Origin of the sequence: Reyranella sp. (assembly GCF_017305915.1) — a bacterium.
Taxonomy (GTDB): domain Bacteria; phylum Pseudomonadota; class Alphaproteobacteria; order Reyranellales; family Reyranellaceae; genus Reyranella.
On record NZ_JAFKJN010000021.1, the window covers coordinates 139,756 to 155,680 of the forward strand.

Sequence of the window (15,925 nt, forward strand, 5' to 3'; positions counted from 1 at the left end):
CGCCTAGAGCGATTTCCGGTTAGATGGAACCGCGCGCGGTTCCATCTAACCGGAAATGCGCGCACGGGTGATGGTCGTTGCAGGAGGCACATTCCGTCCGGCTGATTCCAGCCGGACGGAATGTGCTCTAGCGGCCGATCTCCCAGCTCGTCGCATTCAGGTCGCGGTTGAGCTGGGCCTGCTGGAGGCGGGTGATGTGGCCGCCATGCAGGCGGGCATCGGCACGCTCCTCGGTGCGCACGCCGCGCAGTTGCTCGCGCATCGCCCGCGCCTGACCGCGCGAGAGCTCGCCCTCGCGGCGCTCCTGGGTGATGCGGCGCTCCTGGTAGGCGATGCGGTCGTTGACCTGGTCGCGTCGCGGGTGATGGCGATCCCAGACGCTCTCGGCGAAGGCGGGCGCGGCCGCGCCGACGATGAGCAGGCTGCTCAGCGCGAGCAGGGCGCTCTTGCGAAGGATGAGCATGGGGGTTTCTCCTCGATCGTATCGAAGGCATCGACCGAAGCGGTCGATGCTAATCCAAGCTACGCGCCGGGACGCGTGCGCATCCATCGTATGTCAGGGAGTTGTAAGCCCTATTGTCGACAAACGTGGGAACGATACTGCGTGAACCCTCGTAGGATTCGCATGACCCTCGACGTCGATCCGCGCGTGCTGCTGAACAAGCTGGCTTTCGGGCCGAGCGCCGTCGAGTTGCGCGACATCGCCAAGGGCGGCGCCGACAGCTGGCTCGCCCATCAGCTCAAGCCGTCGGCCGAAGACGATTGCGCCGGGCGCGTTGCCGCGGCGCATCTGCATCTCAAGTACGTCAGCAAGGTTCCCGAGGCCACGGTCGACGAGGACCGTGCGCTCGCCGTGCTCGCCGAGCCGCTCGAGCAGCACTGGCAGACCGTCGACAAGAGCGTGCCGAACCAGGAGCGCGCCTTCCTGCGTACCGCCGTCACCGCCGCGACGCTGGTCCGCGCCGTGCACAGCCGCTGGCAGTTGCGCGAGGTCATGGCCGACTTCTGGCACAACCATTTCAATGTCAACGCCGTCGGCGAGCCGCTGGTCGCGGTGGCGCTGCCGACTTACGACCGCGACGTGATCCGCCGCCACGCGCTCGGAAATTTCCGCGAGCTGCTCGAGGCGGTGGCGACTAGCGCGGCGATGCAGGTCTACCTCAACAACCGCTCTTCGCGCGGCGGCGCGGCCAACGAGAACTATGCTCGCGAGCTGTTCGAGCTGCATACGCTCGGCCGCCCGGCCTATCTCAACGCGCTCTACAATCGCTGGCGCGACGTGCCCGGCGCGATCGACGGCCGGCCGGCGGGCTACATCGACCAGGATGTCTACGAGGCCGCGCGCGCCTTCACCGGCTGGACGATCGAGGACGGCACGGGTATCGGCGCCGGCCGCAAGCTGCCGCTCACCGGCAAGTTCACTTATGTCGAAGGCTGGCACGACAACTATCAGAAGCGCGTGCTGGCGACCGAGTTCGATCCCTATCAGTCGCCGCTTGCCGACGGCCGCCGCGTGCTCGATCTCGTCGCCGACCATCCGGCGACCGCCAAGTATGTCTGCGGGAAGCTCTGCCGCCGCCTGGTGTCCGACACCCCGGATGCGGCGCTGGTCGCCGCCGCGGTCAAGGCCTGGAGCGAGGCACGGCGCCAGCCCGACCAGATCGCGCATACGGTCGAGGCGATCGTGCGCTCCGATGCCTTCCGCCGTTCGTCCGGCGCCAAGGTCAAGCGGCCGCTCGAGCTCTACGCCTCGTTCGCGCGCGCTGCGGAGATTTCGGTCGCGCCTACGCCCGGCCTGCTCGGCGAGCTCGATGGCAGCGGTCAGCGCCTGTTCGGCTGGGGGCCGCCGACCGGCCATCCCGACGAGAACGACTACTGGCTGAGCTCCAACATGATGCGCCGCCGCTGGTCGCTGCTGCTGGGCCTCGCCGACGACGCCTGGAAGGCAGGCTCGCCTTCCGCGGCGCTCGCGGTCGCACAGGCTGCCACGCCGGAAGCCGCAGTCAATGCCGCGCATCGCCGGCTGCTCGGCGCCGAGGCGCCGGCGAAGACCGCGCTGGCGATCGTCGCCGGCCTCGGCCTCAAGCCCGGCACCGCCTTCGACACGCGCAAAGACGCGCTGCCGCTGGCGCGCCGGATGCTCGCCTATTGCGCCATGACGTCAGACTTCCAGACCCGGTGATCGCCATGCTGACCCGTCGCCACCTGCTTGCCGCCTCTGCCGCGCTGCCGCTGGAGCACGGCGCGCGCGCCTTCGCCATGCCCGATGACCGCAGAGCCGGTGGACCGATCCTGGTCAGCCTGTTCCTGCGCGGCGGCATGGATTCGCTCGGCATCGTGGCGCCAGTCGACGATCCCGATTACGTCGCCGATCGCCCGTCGGAGCTGCGGCTGCTGGCCGATGGCGACAAGCCGGCGCTGCGGCTCGACGGCGGCCCGGCCGGCCACGACTTCCGCCTGCATCCGGAGATGAAGCCGCTGCTCGACCTCTACGCCGACAAGCGGCTCGCGCTGATCCACGCCTCGGGCCTGGCCAACGGCACGCGCAGCCATTTCGGCGCGCAGGAGCTGATCGAACGCGGCCTCGCCAATCCCGACGAGATCACCCAAGTGCGTGGCGGCTGGATGACGCGCTGGCTGGCGGCGACCGGCGGCGCCAAGACGCCGGCCTTCGCCGCCGTCCCTGGCGTGCCGGAAGAGCTGGCCGAGCATGCCGACACGATCTGCGCCGCCGACCTGCGCGGCGGCATGAATTTGCCGGGTGGCAAGCAGGCGGAGGCGGTGCTGAAGCATCTCTACGGCAGCAACGGCGCGGTCGATGTCGCGGCGCGGCGCACCTTGCAGGGCATCGCCCTGATCGATGCGCCGCTGCGCCAGCCCGACGGCAAGGTCGTGCCCTATCGGCCGGCCGGCGGCGCGAGCTACGAGGACACCGAGATCGGCCGCGGCCTCGCTTCGGTCGCGCGCGTGATCCGCATGGAGCTCGGCATCCGCGCCTTCGCCGTCGACATGGGCGGCTGGGACACCCACGAGAACCAGCCGCCGCGGCTCGCCAACCTCGCCGGCCAGTTGGCGCGCGCCCTCGCGGCGTTCCACACCGACCTGCACGACAGGCTCGACCACATCGTGCTGGTGGGCATGAGCGAGTTCGGCCGCCGCCTGCGCTCGAACAAGAGCAACGGCACCGACCACGGGCATGCCGGGCTGACCTTTGTCTCCGCTCCGCGGCTGTCCGGCGGCCGCATCCATGGCGACTGGCCGGGGCTCGCCTCGGCGAAGCTCGACAATGCGGTCGACCTTGCGCTGACGACCGACATCCGCAGCATCCTGGCCGAGCTGATGACCGGGCCGCTCGCCACGCCCGGCGCGGTGGCCGCGGCTTTCCCGCGCTTCACGCCGAAAAAGGTCGGGCTGCTGCAGGCCTAAGGGGTCTCGAGCCCGCGTCTCTTCAAAATCGGCTCGAGTCCGGGATCGCTCAGCACCGACATCAGGGTCAGCGCGGCGTCCTTGGTGCGCGAGGCGGGGCTGAGCGCACCGGCATAGACCGTGTAGTTCTGCACCGCCGCCGGCAGCATGCCGGCGAACTTGACCGACGGCACCAGGCGCAGCTCGCTCGCCTGCTGCAGGGCCATCTCGGCCTCGCCGCGCGCCACGCGCTCGGCGGCGAGGCCGCCGCGGACCAGCACACTCTTGGCTTGCATCTGCGAGGCGATGCCGAGCTGCTGGAACAGCCTGGCGACATAGATGCCGCTGGTGCCGCCCGAGACCGGATCGATGTAGGCGACCGAGCGCGCGTCGAGCAGGGTGCGGCGCAGGCCCTCGGTGCTGGCGATGTTGGGCTGCGGCGCCGACAGCGCCACGGCGACGCCGACGCCGACCTTGCCGAACGGCGTGATCGAATCGTCGGCCACCTTGCCCTCGGCCGCCAGCGCATCGAGGTTGGCGGTCGGCAGGATCACGACGTCGAACGCCTCGCCGCTGCGCACCCGCTGGCTGAGCGCGCCGGCGGTGTCGTTCTGGACGGCGACCTTGTGGCCGGTCTGCTGCTCGAAGTCGGCCAGCATGTCCATCACCACCGGCTTGAAGGCGCCGCCGGTCAGCACCTTGATCGTGTCGGCCGCGGCCGGGAAGGCGGCGAGCAGCAATGGGATCAGCAGCAGGCGGATCATGTCGGCGTTCCCATCACGTAGGGTTTCAGCGCGGCATACATGAATGTGTGGGTTGGCGTCGGCACGCCGAGCTGGCGGCCGAGCTCGACGACCTTGCCGCCGAGCCATGGCAGCTCGATGCGGTTGCCGCGCTCGAGGTCGAGCGCCATCGACGGCTTCATGGTCGGCGGCGCGCCGGCGTTGAAGGCGAGCATGCGGTCGAGCGTGTCGGCCGGCAGCTTGACGCCGCGCGCCTTGCCGACGGCGATCACCTCCTCGTAGGCGGCGACGAATTGCGGCCGCATGTCGGGATCGTCGCGCAGTTTGCCGATCGGCTGGCGGACCAGGGCCATGACGCTGGCGTTGGTGGCGAGCAGGATGAACTTCAGCCACAGCTCGGTGACGATCTGGTCGCTGAGCACGACGTCGAAGCCGGCCTTCTTGCACATCCCGAACAGCGCCTCGCCGCGCGCGCTCCTGGCGCCGTCGAGCTCGCCGAACAGCATGCGCATGAAGGTGCCGACCTGGCGGACCACGCCGGGCTCGACGATCGAGGCGCTAATCTGCGCCACGCCGCCCATCACTGCCGTCGACCCGAGAACCGGCAGCAGCCGCTCCGGCGCGTCGATGCCGTTCTGCAGCGGGATCACCGCGGTGTTCGGCCCGACCAGCGGCTTGATGTGCTCGCCGGCGCTCTCGACGTCCCACAGCTTGACGCAGAACAGCACGTAGTCGACCGGGCCGACGGTCCGGGGATCGTCGGTCGCCTGGGTCGGCATGAGGTGCGTCTCGCCGCGGCCGCCTTCGATGCGCAGGCCCTTGCTCCTCATCGCCGCGAGATGCGCGCCGCGGGCGATGAAGGTCACGTCGGCGCCCGCTTTCGCCAGGGCCGCGCCGAAGGCGCCGCCGACACCGCCGGCTCCCACCACCGCTATACGCATAGGATGCTCCCCACCAGAACAAGGCCTTCCGTGCAGGCGACCATGGTCGGGCTGGCCACGTCGACACGCAAGGTGTGATCCGCCGCAAGCCGCTGCGGATCGCCATCGATTTGCAACGAGGCCGGTCGGTCGACGGCATAGACGAGGTGCGTGCCGGCGCTGCGGCCGAGCGTGGCGCCGGCGTGCAGCACCTGCAGGTCGATCCGCACGCGGGTGCGGTCGCCGATCAGGTTCACGACCTCGACGGCGCCCGCTTCGAGGCGGCTCGCGATCGGCGTCTCGCCGGCGAAGGCCACCGGCTTGAACGGCGTGCGCACGTCGATCTCGCCGTCGGGCGTCTGCAGCACCAGGCCGCGGCCGGAGACCAGGACCTGCACGCGGTCGAAGCCCGTGTAGTCGGAGAAGGGACCGGGCGTCGTGATCGGCGTGCGGCCGAAGCGCCAGGCGTCCTGCTCGGCGATGTCGATGGTGATGCCGCCGCCGTTCTTCCACGGCGTGCGGCGGTAGCCGGCGGGATCGAGCAGCGTGATCATGCCGAGGCGACGACGCCCTTGGTGACGAGCGACTCGATCTCGGCGCGGCTGTAGCCGTGCTGCTGCAGGATCTCGTCGGTGTGCTGGCCTGTGACCGGCGCGGTGCCGCGCGGCGTGCCGTCGCGCTGCGGCTGCATGCCGGGCAGGGCGGGGACCGGGACCGGCCGGTTGAGGCCGGCCTGGGCCAGCCACTGGATCAGGCCGCTCTCCTTCACCTGCGGCTGCTCGAGGAAATCGGCGTAGCTGTTGAGCCGCTCGTGCATCAGCTTGGCCGCGGTGAAGCGCCGGCCCCATTCGTCCGACGGCCGCGCCGCGAGCGCCGGCCGCATGACGGCGTAGAGCGGCACGTCGTTGGCGAGCCGCAGCTGCGCCGTCGCAAAGCGCGGATCGTCGGCCAACACCGGCAGCTCCATCGCCGCGCACAGCGCCTTCCAGTCGCGGTCGTTGATGGCGAGCACCGTCATCCAGCCGTCGGCGGTCTGGAACACGCCGGCCGGTTGGCCGCCGGGCTTCATCGGGCCGCCCTCGAGATGGGTCGCCATCAGCCGGATCGACTGCAGCGCGGTGGCCGATTGCATCAGGCTGATGTCGATGTAGCGGCCGCGCGTCTCGTCGCGCCGCGCGTAGAGCGCCGCCGACAGCGCCTGGAAGGCATAGAGCGCGGTCGACATGTCGACCACGATCACCGGCACGCGGTGCGGGATGCCGTCGGCGCCGCGGTTCTCCGCCATCAGCCCGGTATAGGCCTGCAGCACCGGATCCATCGCCGGCCGCTCGGCGAGCGGCCCGCTCTGGCCGAAGCCCGAGATCGCGACATAGAGCAGGCGCGGCTCGCGCGCCGCGACCTTTTCGTAGTCGAAGCCGAGGCGATGGATGACCTGGGGCCGGAAGCCTTCGAGGAACACATCGGCGCCCTTCAGCAGCCGCCACACGATCTCCTTGCCGGCCTCGGTCTTGAGGTCGACGGCGAGGCTGCGCTTGCCGAGATTGCCGATGATCGAGAAAGCCGAATGGCTGGCGTAGCGCACGCCGAGCGTGCGCGCCCAGTCGCCGTCGCCCAGGCCCTCGACCTTGATCACGTCGGCGCCGTGCTGGGCGAGCAGCATGGCGCAATAAGGCCCGGCGATTCCCTGGCTGAGGTCGACGACCTTCAGCCCGGCAAAGGGCGCGTCGTAGCTCACGTCATCACCTTACATCTTCACCAGCATCTTGCCGAAGTTCTCGCCGCGCAGCATGCCGATGAAGGCGCGCGGCGCCTTGTCGATGCCCTGCACCACGTCCTCGCGGTACTTGAGCTTGCCGCTCTTGATCCACTCGCCCATCTGGCGCAGCGCCGGCTCGTACTTGCCGGCGAAGTCGGTGACGATGAAGCCCTGTGCCCGCACCCGCTTGCCGACGAAGGTGCCGAGCAGGCGCGGGCCGATCGGCGGCGTGGTGGCGTTGTACTGCGAGATCGAGCCGCACAGCGCGACCCGGCCGAAGAAGTTGATGTTGCGCAGCACGGCGTCGGAGACCTCGCCGCCGACATTGTCGAAATAGACGTCGATGCCGCTGGGGCAGACCGCGCGCAGCGCCGCGTCGAGGTCGTTGCCGGCCTTGTAGTCGACGCAGGCATCGAAGCCGAGCTCGCCCGTCACGAAGGCGCACTTCGCAGCACCGCCCGCGATGCCGACCACACGGCAGCCCATGATCTTGCCGATCTGGCCCACCACCTGGCCGACCGCGCCGGAGGCGGCCGACACGACGACGGTCTCGCCCGGCTTGGGCTGGCCGACCTCGAGCAGGCCGAAATAGGCGGTCATGCCCGGCATGCCGAGCACGCCGTTGGCGGTCGAGATCGGCGCCAGCGAGGGATCGACCTTGCGCATCGTCGCCGCGCCGCCGATCGCGTACTCCTGCCAGCCGAGACGATCCTCGACGCTATCGCCGACCGCGAAGCGCGCGCCGTTGGACTTCACGACCTCGCCGACGCCGCCGCCGGTCATCACCTCGCCCAGCCCGACCGGCGCGGCGTAGGAGGCGGCGTCGCGCATGCGGCCGCGCTGGTAGGGATCGAGCGACAGATACGCCACCTTGACCAGCACCTCGCCGTGCTTCGGCTCGGGCATCGGTACTTCCTCGACGCGGAAGTCCGATTCGGCCGGCTCACCGGGCGGGCGGCGGACCAGCACGACGCGGCGATAGGATTTGGGGATCGTGGACATGGACATCCGCTCCGGTTCTCTTTGGAGGACCATAGCGCGAGACTGCCTCCGTCGTCCTGAGCGAAGCGCGCTCGTCGGCGATCGGGATCATCGACCTTCCCCCTGCGTGCATCCTACTTCAAGATGCCGCCATGCCCAGCATCCGTCGTTTGAGCTTCATCGGCCTCGAGTACGTGTTCGCAGCCGACAAGGCCTATGGCATGTCGCGTGGCGGCGGCAATCGCCGCAACGGCGGCCTGGTCGAGGTCGAGACCGACCAGGGCGTGACCGGCATCGGCGAGGCGTTCGGCAATCCGTTCGTCACGCGGGAATACTTCCGCATGATCGAGCCGATGTTCGTCGGCAAGAGCGTGTTCGACTTCGAGCATATCGAGGCCCGCATCCGCAATTCGATGTATCACCTCGGCGTCGGCAACCAGCTCACCGCGTGCCTGGCCGCGATCAACGTCGCGCTGTTCGACGCGATCGCTCGCGGCTTCGGCGTGCGGGTCTGCGATCTGATCGGCGGCTGCGGCACCACCCGCATCCCGGCCTACGCCTCGACGGGATTCTTCACAGACGATCCCGACCGCTCGTTCGCCCACATGCTGGCCGAGGCGGCGGCGCATCCTTATGCCGGCGCCAAGATCAAGATCGGCCGCGGCCTCAGGAGCGACGTCGAGCGGGTGCGCCAGAGCCGCGAGGCGCTAGGGCCGGACAAGCTGCTGCTGGTCGACATCAACGGCGCCTACACGCCCGACGTGGCGCTCGACTGCGCCCGCGCGATCGAGCCGTTCGGCATCCACTGGATCGAGGAGCCATTGCCGCCGGGCGACCTGCGCGGCTACGCCGAGCTGCGCGCCCGCTCGCCGATCCCGATCGCCGCCGGCGAGGCGCATCACACGGTGCGGGACTTCCGCGCCCTGATCGACGGCCGCTGCGTCGACATCGTGCAGCCGTCGGTGCCGGGCGTCGGCGGCCTGACCGAGGCCAGGCGCATCGCCACGCTCGCCCAGGCGGCCAACCTGCGGATCGCGCCGCATGTCTGGGGCGGCGCGGTCGGGCTGGCGACGGCGTGTCATTTGATCGCGGCACTGCCGCCCGGCCCGCACACCGCCCATCCGCCGTGGCCGCAGATGCTCGAGTACGACATGAGCGACAACGCGCTGCGCACGCAGTTGCTGAAGCGGCCGCTCACCCTCGAAGCCGGCCACATCCTGCTGCCCGAGGGGCCGGGGCTCGGCATCGAGCTCGATCCGGCGGCGGTCGACCGCTATCGGGTTTGCTAAACGCCGCGGCCCCGTGCCAATCTTTCGCGACGAGCCGAAAACACGGGTGTTGAAGGGGGAACCACGGATGGCCAAGACAACGCGTCGTATGACGATGACCGGTGCTGCCGCCTTGGCGGCGGGCCTGATCCGTCCGGCCATGGCGCAGGACGGCGCGGTCAAGATCGGCGTCATCTATCCGCTGAGCGGCAATTCCGCGACCGCCGGCAACTACTCCAAGATGGCCCTCGAGGTCGGCGCCGACGTGGTCAACAACGGCAACGCCGATCTCGCCAAGCTGATCCCGCTGGCCAAGGGCGGCGGCCTGCCGGGCCTGAAGAACGCCAAGATCCAGCTCGTCTTCGCCGACAACCAGGGCACGCCGGCGGCCGGCCAGAACCAGGCGCTGCGGCTGATCACCGAGGAGAAGGTCGCGGCCCTGATCGGTGCCTACCAGTCGGGCGTCACCCTGACCGCCTCGGCGATCGCCGAGCGCCACGGCATCCCGTTCGTCAACGGCGAGTCGGTGGCGGCCAACCTGACCGAGCGCGGCTTCAAGTGGTTCTTCCGCGTGACCCCGGTGGCGCTCGATTTCGCGCGCGCCTACTCGGACTTCCTCAAGGTGCAGAAGGCGGCGGGCCGCAAGACCGACAACATCGCGCTGGTGCACGAGAACACCGAGTACGGCAACTCGGTCGGCAGCGTCATCGTCGACCAGTTCAAGAAGGACGGCTTCGCCGTCGGCACCAAGATCGCCTACTCGGCCAACTCCTCGGACGTGCAGCCGCAGGTGCTGCAGCTCAAGGAGAAGAACCCCGACGTGCTGATCTTCATCTCCTACACGTCGGACGCGATCCTCTACACCAAGACGATGAAGGAGCTGAACTGGAAGCCCGGCATCATGATCGCCGACAATGCGGGCTTCAACGACCCGGCCTTCGTGAAGAGCCTCGGCTCCCAGGTCGAGGGCCTGATCAACCGCTCGGCCTTCTCGGCCGGCAAGGCAGGCAGCGTCCCCGACCTGTTCAACAAGATCTATACGAAGAAGACCGGCGGCGACGAGCTCGACGACGTCTCGGTGCGCGGCCTGCAGGCCTTCATGGTGCTGGCCGATGCGCTGAACCGCGCCGGCTCGACCGAGCCCGCCAAGATCCAGGCGGCGCTCAAGGCCACCGACCTGCCGGCGTCGCAGATGGTCGCCGGCTACGACGGCGTGAAGTTCGACGACAAGGGCCAGAACGTGAAGGCCGCCAGCGTCGTCACCCAGATGCGCGGCGGCAAGTACGTCACCATCGCGCCCAAGGAGCGCGCCACCGCCGAGGTGATCCTGCCCTACAAGGGCTGGTGACTTGGGGCTGGCAAGCGTTTCTCGCAAGTAGCGCGGAGCCGACGGGGTGTCGCTCACGCTGGTGCAGGTGATCGTGTCGGGACTGTTGCTCGGCGCGGTCTATGCCCTGTTCTCGTCCGGCCTGACCCTGATCTGGGGCATGATGAACGTGGTGAACTTCGCACACGGCGAGTTCGTCATGCTCGGCATGTACTCGGCCGTCATGGTCTGGACGGCGCTGGGCCTCGGCCCGTTCGCTGCCGCCCCGATCGCGGCGATGGCGATCGCGACGCTCGGCGTCGCGTCCTACTTCCTGCTGGTGCGCCACATCATGCGCGGGCCGATGCTGGCGCAGATCCTCGGCACCTTCGGCCTGGCGCTGTTCCTGCGCTACGCTGCCTTCTGGTACTTCGGCGCCAACTTCAAGACGCTGCCCGATACGCTGGTCGGCGGCTCCTTCAGCCTGCTCGGCATCCGCTTCGAGGGCGCGCGCGTGCTGGCCGGCGTCATGGGGCTCGCGATCACGCTGCTGCTGCACGTCGTCCTGACCCGCACCGCGATCGGCAGCCGCATGCTGGCGGTGTCGGAGGATGCGACGGCGGCGCAGCTCATGGGCATCCGGCCGCAGCGCATGCAGGCGCTGGCCTGGGCGATGGCGGGAGCCTCGACCGGCATCGCCGGCGCCCTGATCGCCAATTTCTTCTACACCTCGCCGACGGTCGGCGAGACGCTCGCCATCATCGCCTTCGTCACCGTGTCGTTCGGCGGCTTCGGCAGCGTCCTGGGCGCGCTGGTCGCCGGCCTGATCATCGGCGTGGTCGAATCGCTGTCGGCCTTCTACATCGGCCCGGTCTACAAGGACGTGGTCGTCTACGTCCTGTTCGTGCTGGTGCTGTGGTTCCGGCCGCAGGGCCTCATGGGCAAGACATGATGGGCAAGGCATGAAGCGCTGGCTCCTCTGGGGCGTGCTGGGCGCGCTGGTGCTCGCCTACCCGCTGCTGACCGAGGGCTCGGCCGTCTGGCAGCGGCTGGGCGCGCTGGTGCTGCTGGCGGCGATCGGCGCCTCGGCCTGGAACATCGTCGGCGGCTATGCCGGCCAGGTCTCGGTCGGCCATGCCGTGTTCTTCGGCTTCGGCGCCTATTCGGCGGTCGTGGTCTACACGCACTTGCAGTGGCCGCCGATCGCCGGCGCGCCGATCGGCATGATCCTGTCGATGCTGGTCGCCGCGGCGATCGGCGTGCCGACTCTGCGGCTCGCCGGGCATTACTTCAGCATGGCGACGATCGCGGTCGGCGAGCTGGTGCGGGTGCTGTCCTCGACCAGCGACTTCCTGGGCGGGGCGCAGGGCCTCGGCGGCCCGGCGATGCCGCGCAGCGTGTTCGACCTGTCGTTCATCTCGGCGGCGCCGTTCTATTACATCTTCCTCGCCGTGCTGACGCTGCTGCTCGGGCTGACCTGGTGGATCGAGCGCAGCCGCATGGGCTTCTACCTGCGCGCCATCAAGGACAGCGAGCGGGCCGCCCGCTCGCTCGGCGTCTCGGCGGGTCAGTACAAGCTCTACGCCTACATGCTGAGCGGCGCCTTCGCCTCGCTGGCGGGCTCGCTCTATCTCTGCATGTTCGGCTTCGTCGACCCCGAATCGGGCTTCGGCATCCTGATCTCCGTCAAGATAGTGGTGATGGCGGCGCTGGGCGGCGCCGGCCAGCTCTTCGGCCCGCTGGTCGGCGCGCTGATCCTGGTGCCGCTCGAGGAGCTGTCGAACAGCCTGCTCGGCGGCCAGGGCGCGGGCCTCACCTTCGTCGTCTACGGCGCGATCATCGTGATCATCGCCCGCTTCCTGCCGAGCGGGCTCTTGTCGCTGCTCGAACGCCGCAAGGTGACCCGTGCTGATTGAGGCGCGCAACGTCACCAAGGCGTTCGGCGCCTTCAAGGCGGTCGACGATGCGTCGGTGTCGGTCGAGCAGGGCGACATCCTCGGCTTGATCGGCCCCAACGGCGCGGGCAAGTCGACCTTCTTCAACTGCCTGACCGGCGATCTGCCGGTGACCGCCGGCACGGTCGCCTTTGCCGGGCGGGACGTCACCAGGGAGCCGCCGGAGGAGCGGGCGCGACTCGGGCTCGCGCGCACCTTCCAGGTGCCGCTGACCTTCGAATCGATGTCGGTGCTCGACAACGCCACCATCGGCGCGCTGCTGCGCCACCACAATGCGCGCGAGGCGCGGGCCAGGGCGCGCGATGTGCTGCAGCGTGTCGGCCTGGGCCATGTCATCGACGCCCCGGCGCGCAGCCTCGGCACGCCCGGCCGTAAGCGGCTGGAGATCGCCCGGGCGCTCGCGTCCGAGCCCAAAGTGCTGCTGCTCGACGAGGCGATGGCCGGCCTGACGCCGACCGAAATCCAGGACGCGATCGCGCTGGTGCGCCGCATCCACGAGAGCGGCATCACCATCGTGATCGTCGAGCACATCATGGAGGTGATAACCCAGCTCACGCGCCGCGTCGTGGTGTTCCACCAGGGCCGCGAGATCGCGCGCGGCACGCCGCGCGAGGTCACCAGCGATGCCAGGGTGATCGAGGCCTATCTCGGCCGCCGCAAGGTGCGTCACTGATGCCCGCGCTGCTCAAGATCGAGCATCTCGAGGTCAAGTACGGCGACCTGATCGGCGTCGCCGACGTCTCGCTCGAGGTGCCCAAGGGCTCGGTGGTGGCGCTGCTCGGCTCCAACGGCGCCGGCAAGACCACGACGCTCAACGCCATCGCCGGCATCGTGCCGGTCTCGAAGGGCAGCGTCGTGTTCGACGGCAGCAACATCGGCGGCCAGCCGGCCTACGCCATCGTGCGCAAGGGGCTGGCGCTGTCGCCCGAGGGCTGGCGGCTGTTCACCCAGCAGAGCGTCGAGAACAACCTGCTGCTGGGCGCCACGCCTTTGCCCGATCGTACCCGCATCCCGCGCCTGCTCGAGCGGGTCTATGCGGTGTTCCCGCGGCTCGCCGAGCGGCGGCACCAGCGTGCCGGCACCATGTCGGGCGGCGAGCGCCAGATGCTGGCGGTCGGCCGCGCGCTGATGAGCGAGCCGCAACTGCTGATGCTCGACGAGCCGAGCCTCGGGCTGGCGCCGGCGATCGTCGACACGATGTACGATTCCTTCGCCGCGCTCCACAAGGAGGGGCTGACCATCCTGCTCGCCGAGCAGTCGGTCGACCTCGCTCTCGAGGCTGCCGATCATGCCTATGTCCTGCAGGTTGGCCGCACGGTGCTCGAGGGTCCGGCCAAGCAGATGGCGGACAATCCGGACGTACAGCGCATATACCTGGGGATGGAATAGGCGCGACGCTTCGCGTCGCGCCGGCGGGCCCGTAGCGGTAGGCGCGCCCCGTCGCGCCGGTCGGCCGCAGGCCGAACCGCAGGGCCCGCGCGGTTCCGCTTGCGCACGAGCTTGAGAAATGACCATTTCGCGACCGGGCAACGGATTTGCCTGCCCGTCATTAATGTTCCTGTTGGGCGGAGGAGCATCATCATGCGTACACATCATCTGTTGCTGGCCGGACTGATCGCCAGTGCCGTCGCGGGCTCGGCCCTGGCCCAGGGCAAGGCCGACACGGGCTCGTCCTCTGGCATCGACGTCAACAGCGCCACCAGCGGCAATCGCGGGGCGTCGTCGAGCTTCGACTCGGGCGTCAAGGGCGGCTACTCGTTCCAGGGCGGCCTGCCGTTCAGCGCGTCGGGCCTTCCGTCGCTCAGCCCGCCGCCACCGAGTTCAGCGACCGGGGATGGCCCTCCGGGACCGCCGGGTCGGGTAAGGGCCGGAATTACCGCCCCCGAGTAGCAACAGGCTGCCGGCGACTACCGCCCCCGCTAGCAGCGGACCGTGGCGAGGCGCAGCAAGAAGTCATTCATGCCGAACGAATGAGACAGTGGTGTTGCACTATCTCATGAGCACCCGCACATGCGCTGCGGTCGCGTCGGCCAGAGCATCGAGGTCGTAGCCGCCTTCCAGGGCCGACACCAAACGGCCCTCGGCATGGCGGTCGGCGATCGCCAGCAATTCCTCGCTGATCCATTCGAAGTCGGCGGTGTCGAGGCTGAGCTGGGCCAGCGGGTCGGCCTTGTGGGCGTCGAAGCCGGCCGAGACGATCACCAGCTCGGGCGCGAAGCGGTCGAGCTGCGGCAGGATGATCTCGCCCCAGGCATGGCGGAACTGCGCGCCGCCGCTGTTGGGTCTGAGCGGCACGTTGGCGACGTTCCGGTCGATGCCGCGCTCGTTGGAATGGCCGGTGCCGGGATAGAGCGGATACTGGTGGGTCGAGCCGTAGAACAGCGACGGGTCGGTCTCGACAACCGCCTGGGTGCCCTGGCCGTGGTGGACGTCGAAGTCGAGGATCGCGACCCGGCCGACGCCGTGCCGCGCCTGGGCGTGGCGCGCGCCGATCGCCACGTTGTTGAAGATGCAGAAGCCCCCGGGGATGTCGGGCGTGGCGTGATGGCCGGGCGGGCGCACCGCGGCGAAGGCGGTGTCCGCCGTGCCGCCCATCACCGCATCGACGCCGGCGACGACGGCGCCGGCCGCGCGCAGCGCCGCCTCGATGCTGCCGTGGCTCAGGATCGTGTCGCCGTCGATCATGGCGTATTCGCCGGGCTGGGGTCGGGCGCCCAGCATCGCCTGCACGTAGTTCGCGGGATGCACGCGGGTCAGCTGCTCAGACGTGGCGAGCGGCGCCTCGGCGCGGGCGAGGCCCGCGAACTCCTCGTCCTGCAGCGCCGCCAGGATCGCGGCGAGGCGCTCGGGCCGCTCCGGATGGTGCGGACCGGGCTCGTGGCCGAGGCAGGCGGGGTGGGTGAGGAGAAGGGTTGTCATCAGGCAGGCACGGTATGCGGCCGGACGCGCATCGCCAAGCCGACAACGGCGACGATCGGGACGAGCAGGCTGTAGAAGCCGACGGCGATGTAGCCCACGGCACCCATCAGCGTTCCGGCGATGAAGGCGAGCAGCATCGGCCCCAGCCGCTTCAGACGGGCGCGCTTGGCCTCGAGAGGACCGTGGCCCTGCACGATGTCGACCATGTCGACGATCACCTGGATCATGTTGCCGGTGACGTGCGCGGCGAACAGGCCGAACAGCGCGATGAAGCTCAGCGAATCGACGAAGCCCGAGGTGAAGGCCAACAGCGACATGGTCGGCACGGGGCCGAGGGACGTGTCCTTGGTCATCGCTCTGCATCTTAGAATGGCAATCCTCCCCCTTCATATGGGGGGTGGGCGCGTCGGCACTTTCGTGCGAAGCGCGAAAGTGCCCTATCCGCGACGGAGGGGTCAGGAGCCACGCGCTCGGTGGGGCCTATGACCCCTCCGTCGGCGTAAGACGCCGACACCTCCCCAGCTGAATGGCTGTCGCATTCACACATCTTTGTTGCGGGGTGTTGTGAAGCTCGATTCTCTGTCTGGAGGGTAGCAGGCGGAGAGGTCGATGAGCGGTATGGAATACGGGCTGGGCGGGTTTGGCGACCGGCGCCTGGAAAAAGGGGGGCCT

17 protein-coding genes are annotated in these 15,925 nt (G+C 69.3%); 9 read left to right on the plus strand and 8 right to left on the minus strand.

Going from position 1 to position 15,925, the window contains the following annotated elements:
* Positions 1–127: 127 nt before the first annotated feature.
* A complete protein-coding gene (locus J0J01_RS21460; RefSeq protein WP_296384387.1) occupies positions 128–463 on the minus strand; it encodes a hypothetical protein in 336 nt (111 codons plus the stop codon).
* 162 nt (positions 464–625) lie between these two features.
* Between J0J01_RS21460 and J0J01_RS21465 the strand changes: the two genes are divergently transcribed.
* Together J0J01_RS21465 and J0J01_RS21470 are read left to right on the plus strand one after the other, a co-directional pair.
* The gene (locus J0J01_RS21465) at positions 626–2,182 is read left to right on the plus strand and encodes a DUF1800 domain-containing protein (RefSeq protein WP_296384390.1); all 1,557 of its coding nucleotides are present in this window, start codon (positions 626–628) and stop codon (positions 2,180–2,182) included.
* Positions 2,183–2,187: 5 nt separating this feature from the next.
* A complete protein-coding gene (locus J0J01_RS21470) occupies positions 2,188–3,426 on the plus strand; it encodes a DUF1501 domain-containing protein (protein ID WP_296384391.1) in 1,239 nt (412 codons plus the stop codon).
* On the opposite strand, the gene J0J01_RS21475 is transcribed toward J0J01_RS21470, so the two are convergent.
* Genes J0J01_RS21475 through J0J01_RS21495 form a run of 5 tightly spaced genes read right to left on the minus strand, consistent with a single transcriptional unit; the run spans position 3,423 to position 7,826 of the window.
* Positions 3,423–4,169, minus strand: coding sequence for a substrate-binding domain-containing protein (locus J0J01_RS21475; protein ID WP_296384393.1), 747 nt, complete (start codon positions 4,167–4,169; stop codon positions 3,423–3,425). The genes J0J01_RS21470 and J0J01_RS21475 overlap by 4 nt on opposite strands.
* Complete coding sequence (locus J0J01_RS21480; protein WP_296384394.1) at positions 4,166–5,089, minus strand: 2-dehydropantoate 2-reductase; 924 nt, start codon at positions 5,087–5,089, stop codon at positions 4,166–4,168. Before J0J01_RS21480 ends, J0J01_RS21475 begins: the two co-directional genes overlap by 4 nt.
* Positions 5,080–5,622, minus strand: coding sequence for a HutD family protein (locus J0J01_RS21485; RefSeq protein WP_296384396.1), 543 nt, complete (start codon positions 5,620–5,622; stop codon positions 5,080–5,082). Before J0J01_RS21485 ends, J0J01_RS21480 begins: the two co-directional genes overlap by 10 nt.
* The gene (locus J0J01_RS21490; RefSeq protein WP_296384398.1) at positions 5,619–6,803 is read right to left on the minus strand and encodes a CoA transferase; all 1,185 of its coding nucleotides are present in this window, start codon (positions 6,801–6,803) and stop codon (positions 5,619–5,621) included. The genes J0J01_RS21485 and J0J01_RS21490 overlap by 4 nt, the downstream gene beginning before the upstream one ends.
* A gap of 9 nt (positions 6,804–6,812) precedes the next feature.
* Positions 6,813–7,826: an NADP-dependent oxidoreductase gene (locus tag J0J01_RS21495; protein ID WP_296384400.1), complete on the minus strand. Its 1,014-nt coding sequence runs from the start codon at positions 7,824–7,826 to the stop codon at positions 6,813–6,815.
* Positions 7,827–7,957: 131 nt separating this feature from the next.
* Between J0J01_RS21495 and J0J01_RS21500 the strand changes: the two genes are divergently transcribed.
* From J0J01_RS21500 to J0J01_RS21530, 7 genes are all read left to right on the plus strand, one after another.
* Positions 7,958–9,094, plus strand: a complete 1,137-nt coding sequence (locus tag J0J01_RS21500) for a mandelate racemase/muconate lactonizing enzyme family protein (protein WP_296384401.1) — start codon at positions 7,958–7,960, stop codon at positions 9,092–9,094.
* A gap of 67 nt (positions 9,095–9,161) precedes the next feature.
* Complete coding sequence (locus J0J01_RS21505) at positions 9,162–10,421, plus strand: ABC transporter substrate-binding protein (RefSeq protein ID WP_296384402.1); 1,260 nt, start codon at positions 9,162–9,164, stop codon at positions 10,419–10,421.
* A gap of 46 nt (positions 10,422–10,467) precedes the next feature.
* Positions 10,468–11,331, plus strand: a complete 864-nt coding sequence (locus tag J0J01_RS21510; protein WP_296384403.1) for a branched-chain amino acid ABC transporter permease — start codon at positions 10,468–10,470, stop codon at positions 11,329–11,331.
* A gap of 10 nt (positions 11,332–11,341) precedes the next feature.
* Positions 11,342–12,295: a branched-chain amino acid ABC transporter permease gene (locus J0J01_RS21515; RefSeq protein WP_296384404.1), complete on the plus strand. Its 954-nt coding sequence runs from the start codon at positions 11,342–11,344 to the stop codon at positions 12,293–12,295.
* On the plus strand, positions 12,285–13,007 hold the full coding sequence (locus J0J01_RS21520; protein ID WP_296384405.1) for an ABC transporter ATP-binding protein: 723 nt from the start codon (positions 12,285–12,287) through the stop codon (positions 13,005–13,007). Before J0J01_RS21515 ends, J0J01_RS21520 begins: the two co-directional genes overlap by 11 nt.
* The gene (locus tag J0J01_RS21525; protein ID WP_296384406.1) at positions 13,007–13,723 is read left to right on the plus strand and encodes an ABC transporter ATP-binding protein; all 717 of its coding nucleotides are present in this window, start codon (positions 13,007–13,009) and stop codon (positions 13,721–13,723) included. The genes J0J01_RS21520 and J0J01_RS21525 overlap by 1 nt, the downstream gene beginning before the upstream one ends.
* Before the next feature lie 192 nt (positions 13,724–13,915).
* Entirely contained in the window at positions 13,916–14,224 is a 309-nt protein-coding gene (locus J0J01_RS21530) for a hypothetical protein (protein WP_296384407.1), read from the plus strand.
* Positions 14,225–14,323: 99 nt separating this feature from the next.
* Here the strand turns inward: J0J01_RS21530 and J0J01_RS21535 are convergent, their stop codons facing one another.
* Positions 14,324–15,253: a histone deacetylase family protein gene (locus J0J01_RS21535; RefSeq protein WP_296384408.1), complete on the minus strand. Its 930-nt coding sequence runs from the start codon at positions 15,251–15,253 to the stop codon at positions 14,324–14,326.
* Entirely contained in the window at positions 15,253–15,606 is a 354-nt protein-coding gene (locus J0J01_RS21540) for a DUF1275 family protein (protein ID WP_296384409.1), read from the minus strand. The genes J0J01_RS21535 and J0J01_RS21540 overlap by 1 nt, the downstream gene beginning before the upstream one ends.
* Positions 15,607–15,925 lie beyond the last annotated feature (319 nt).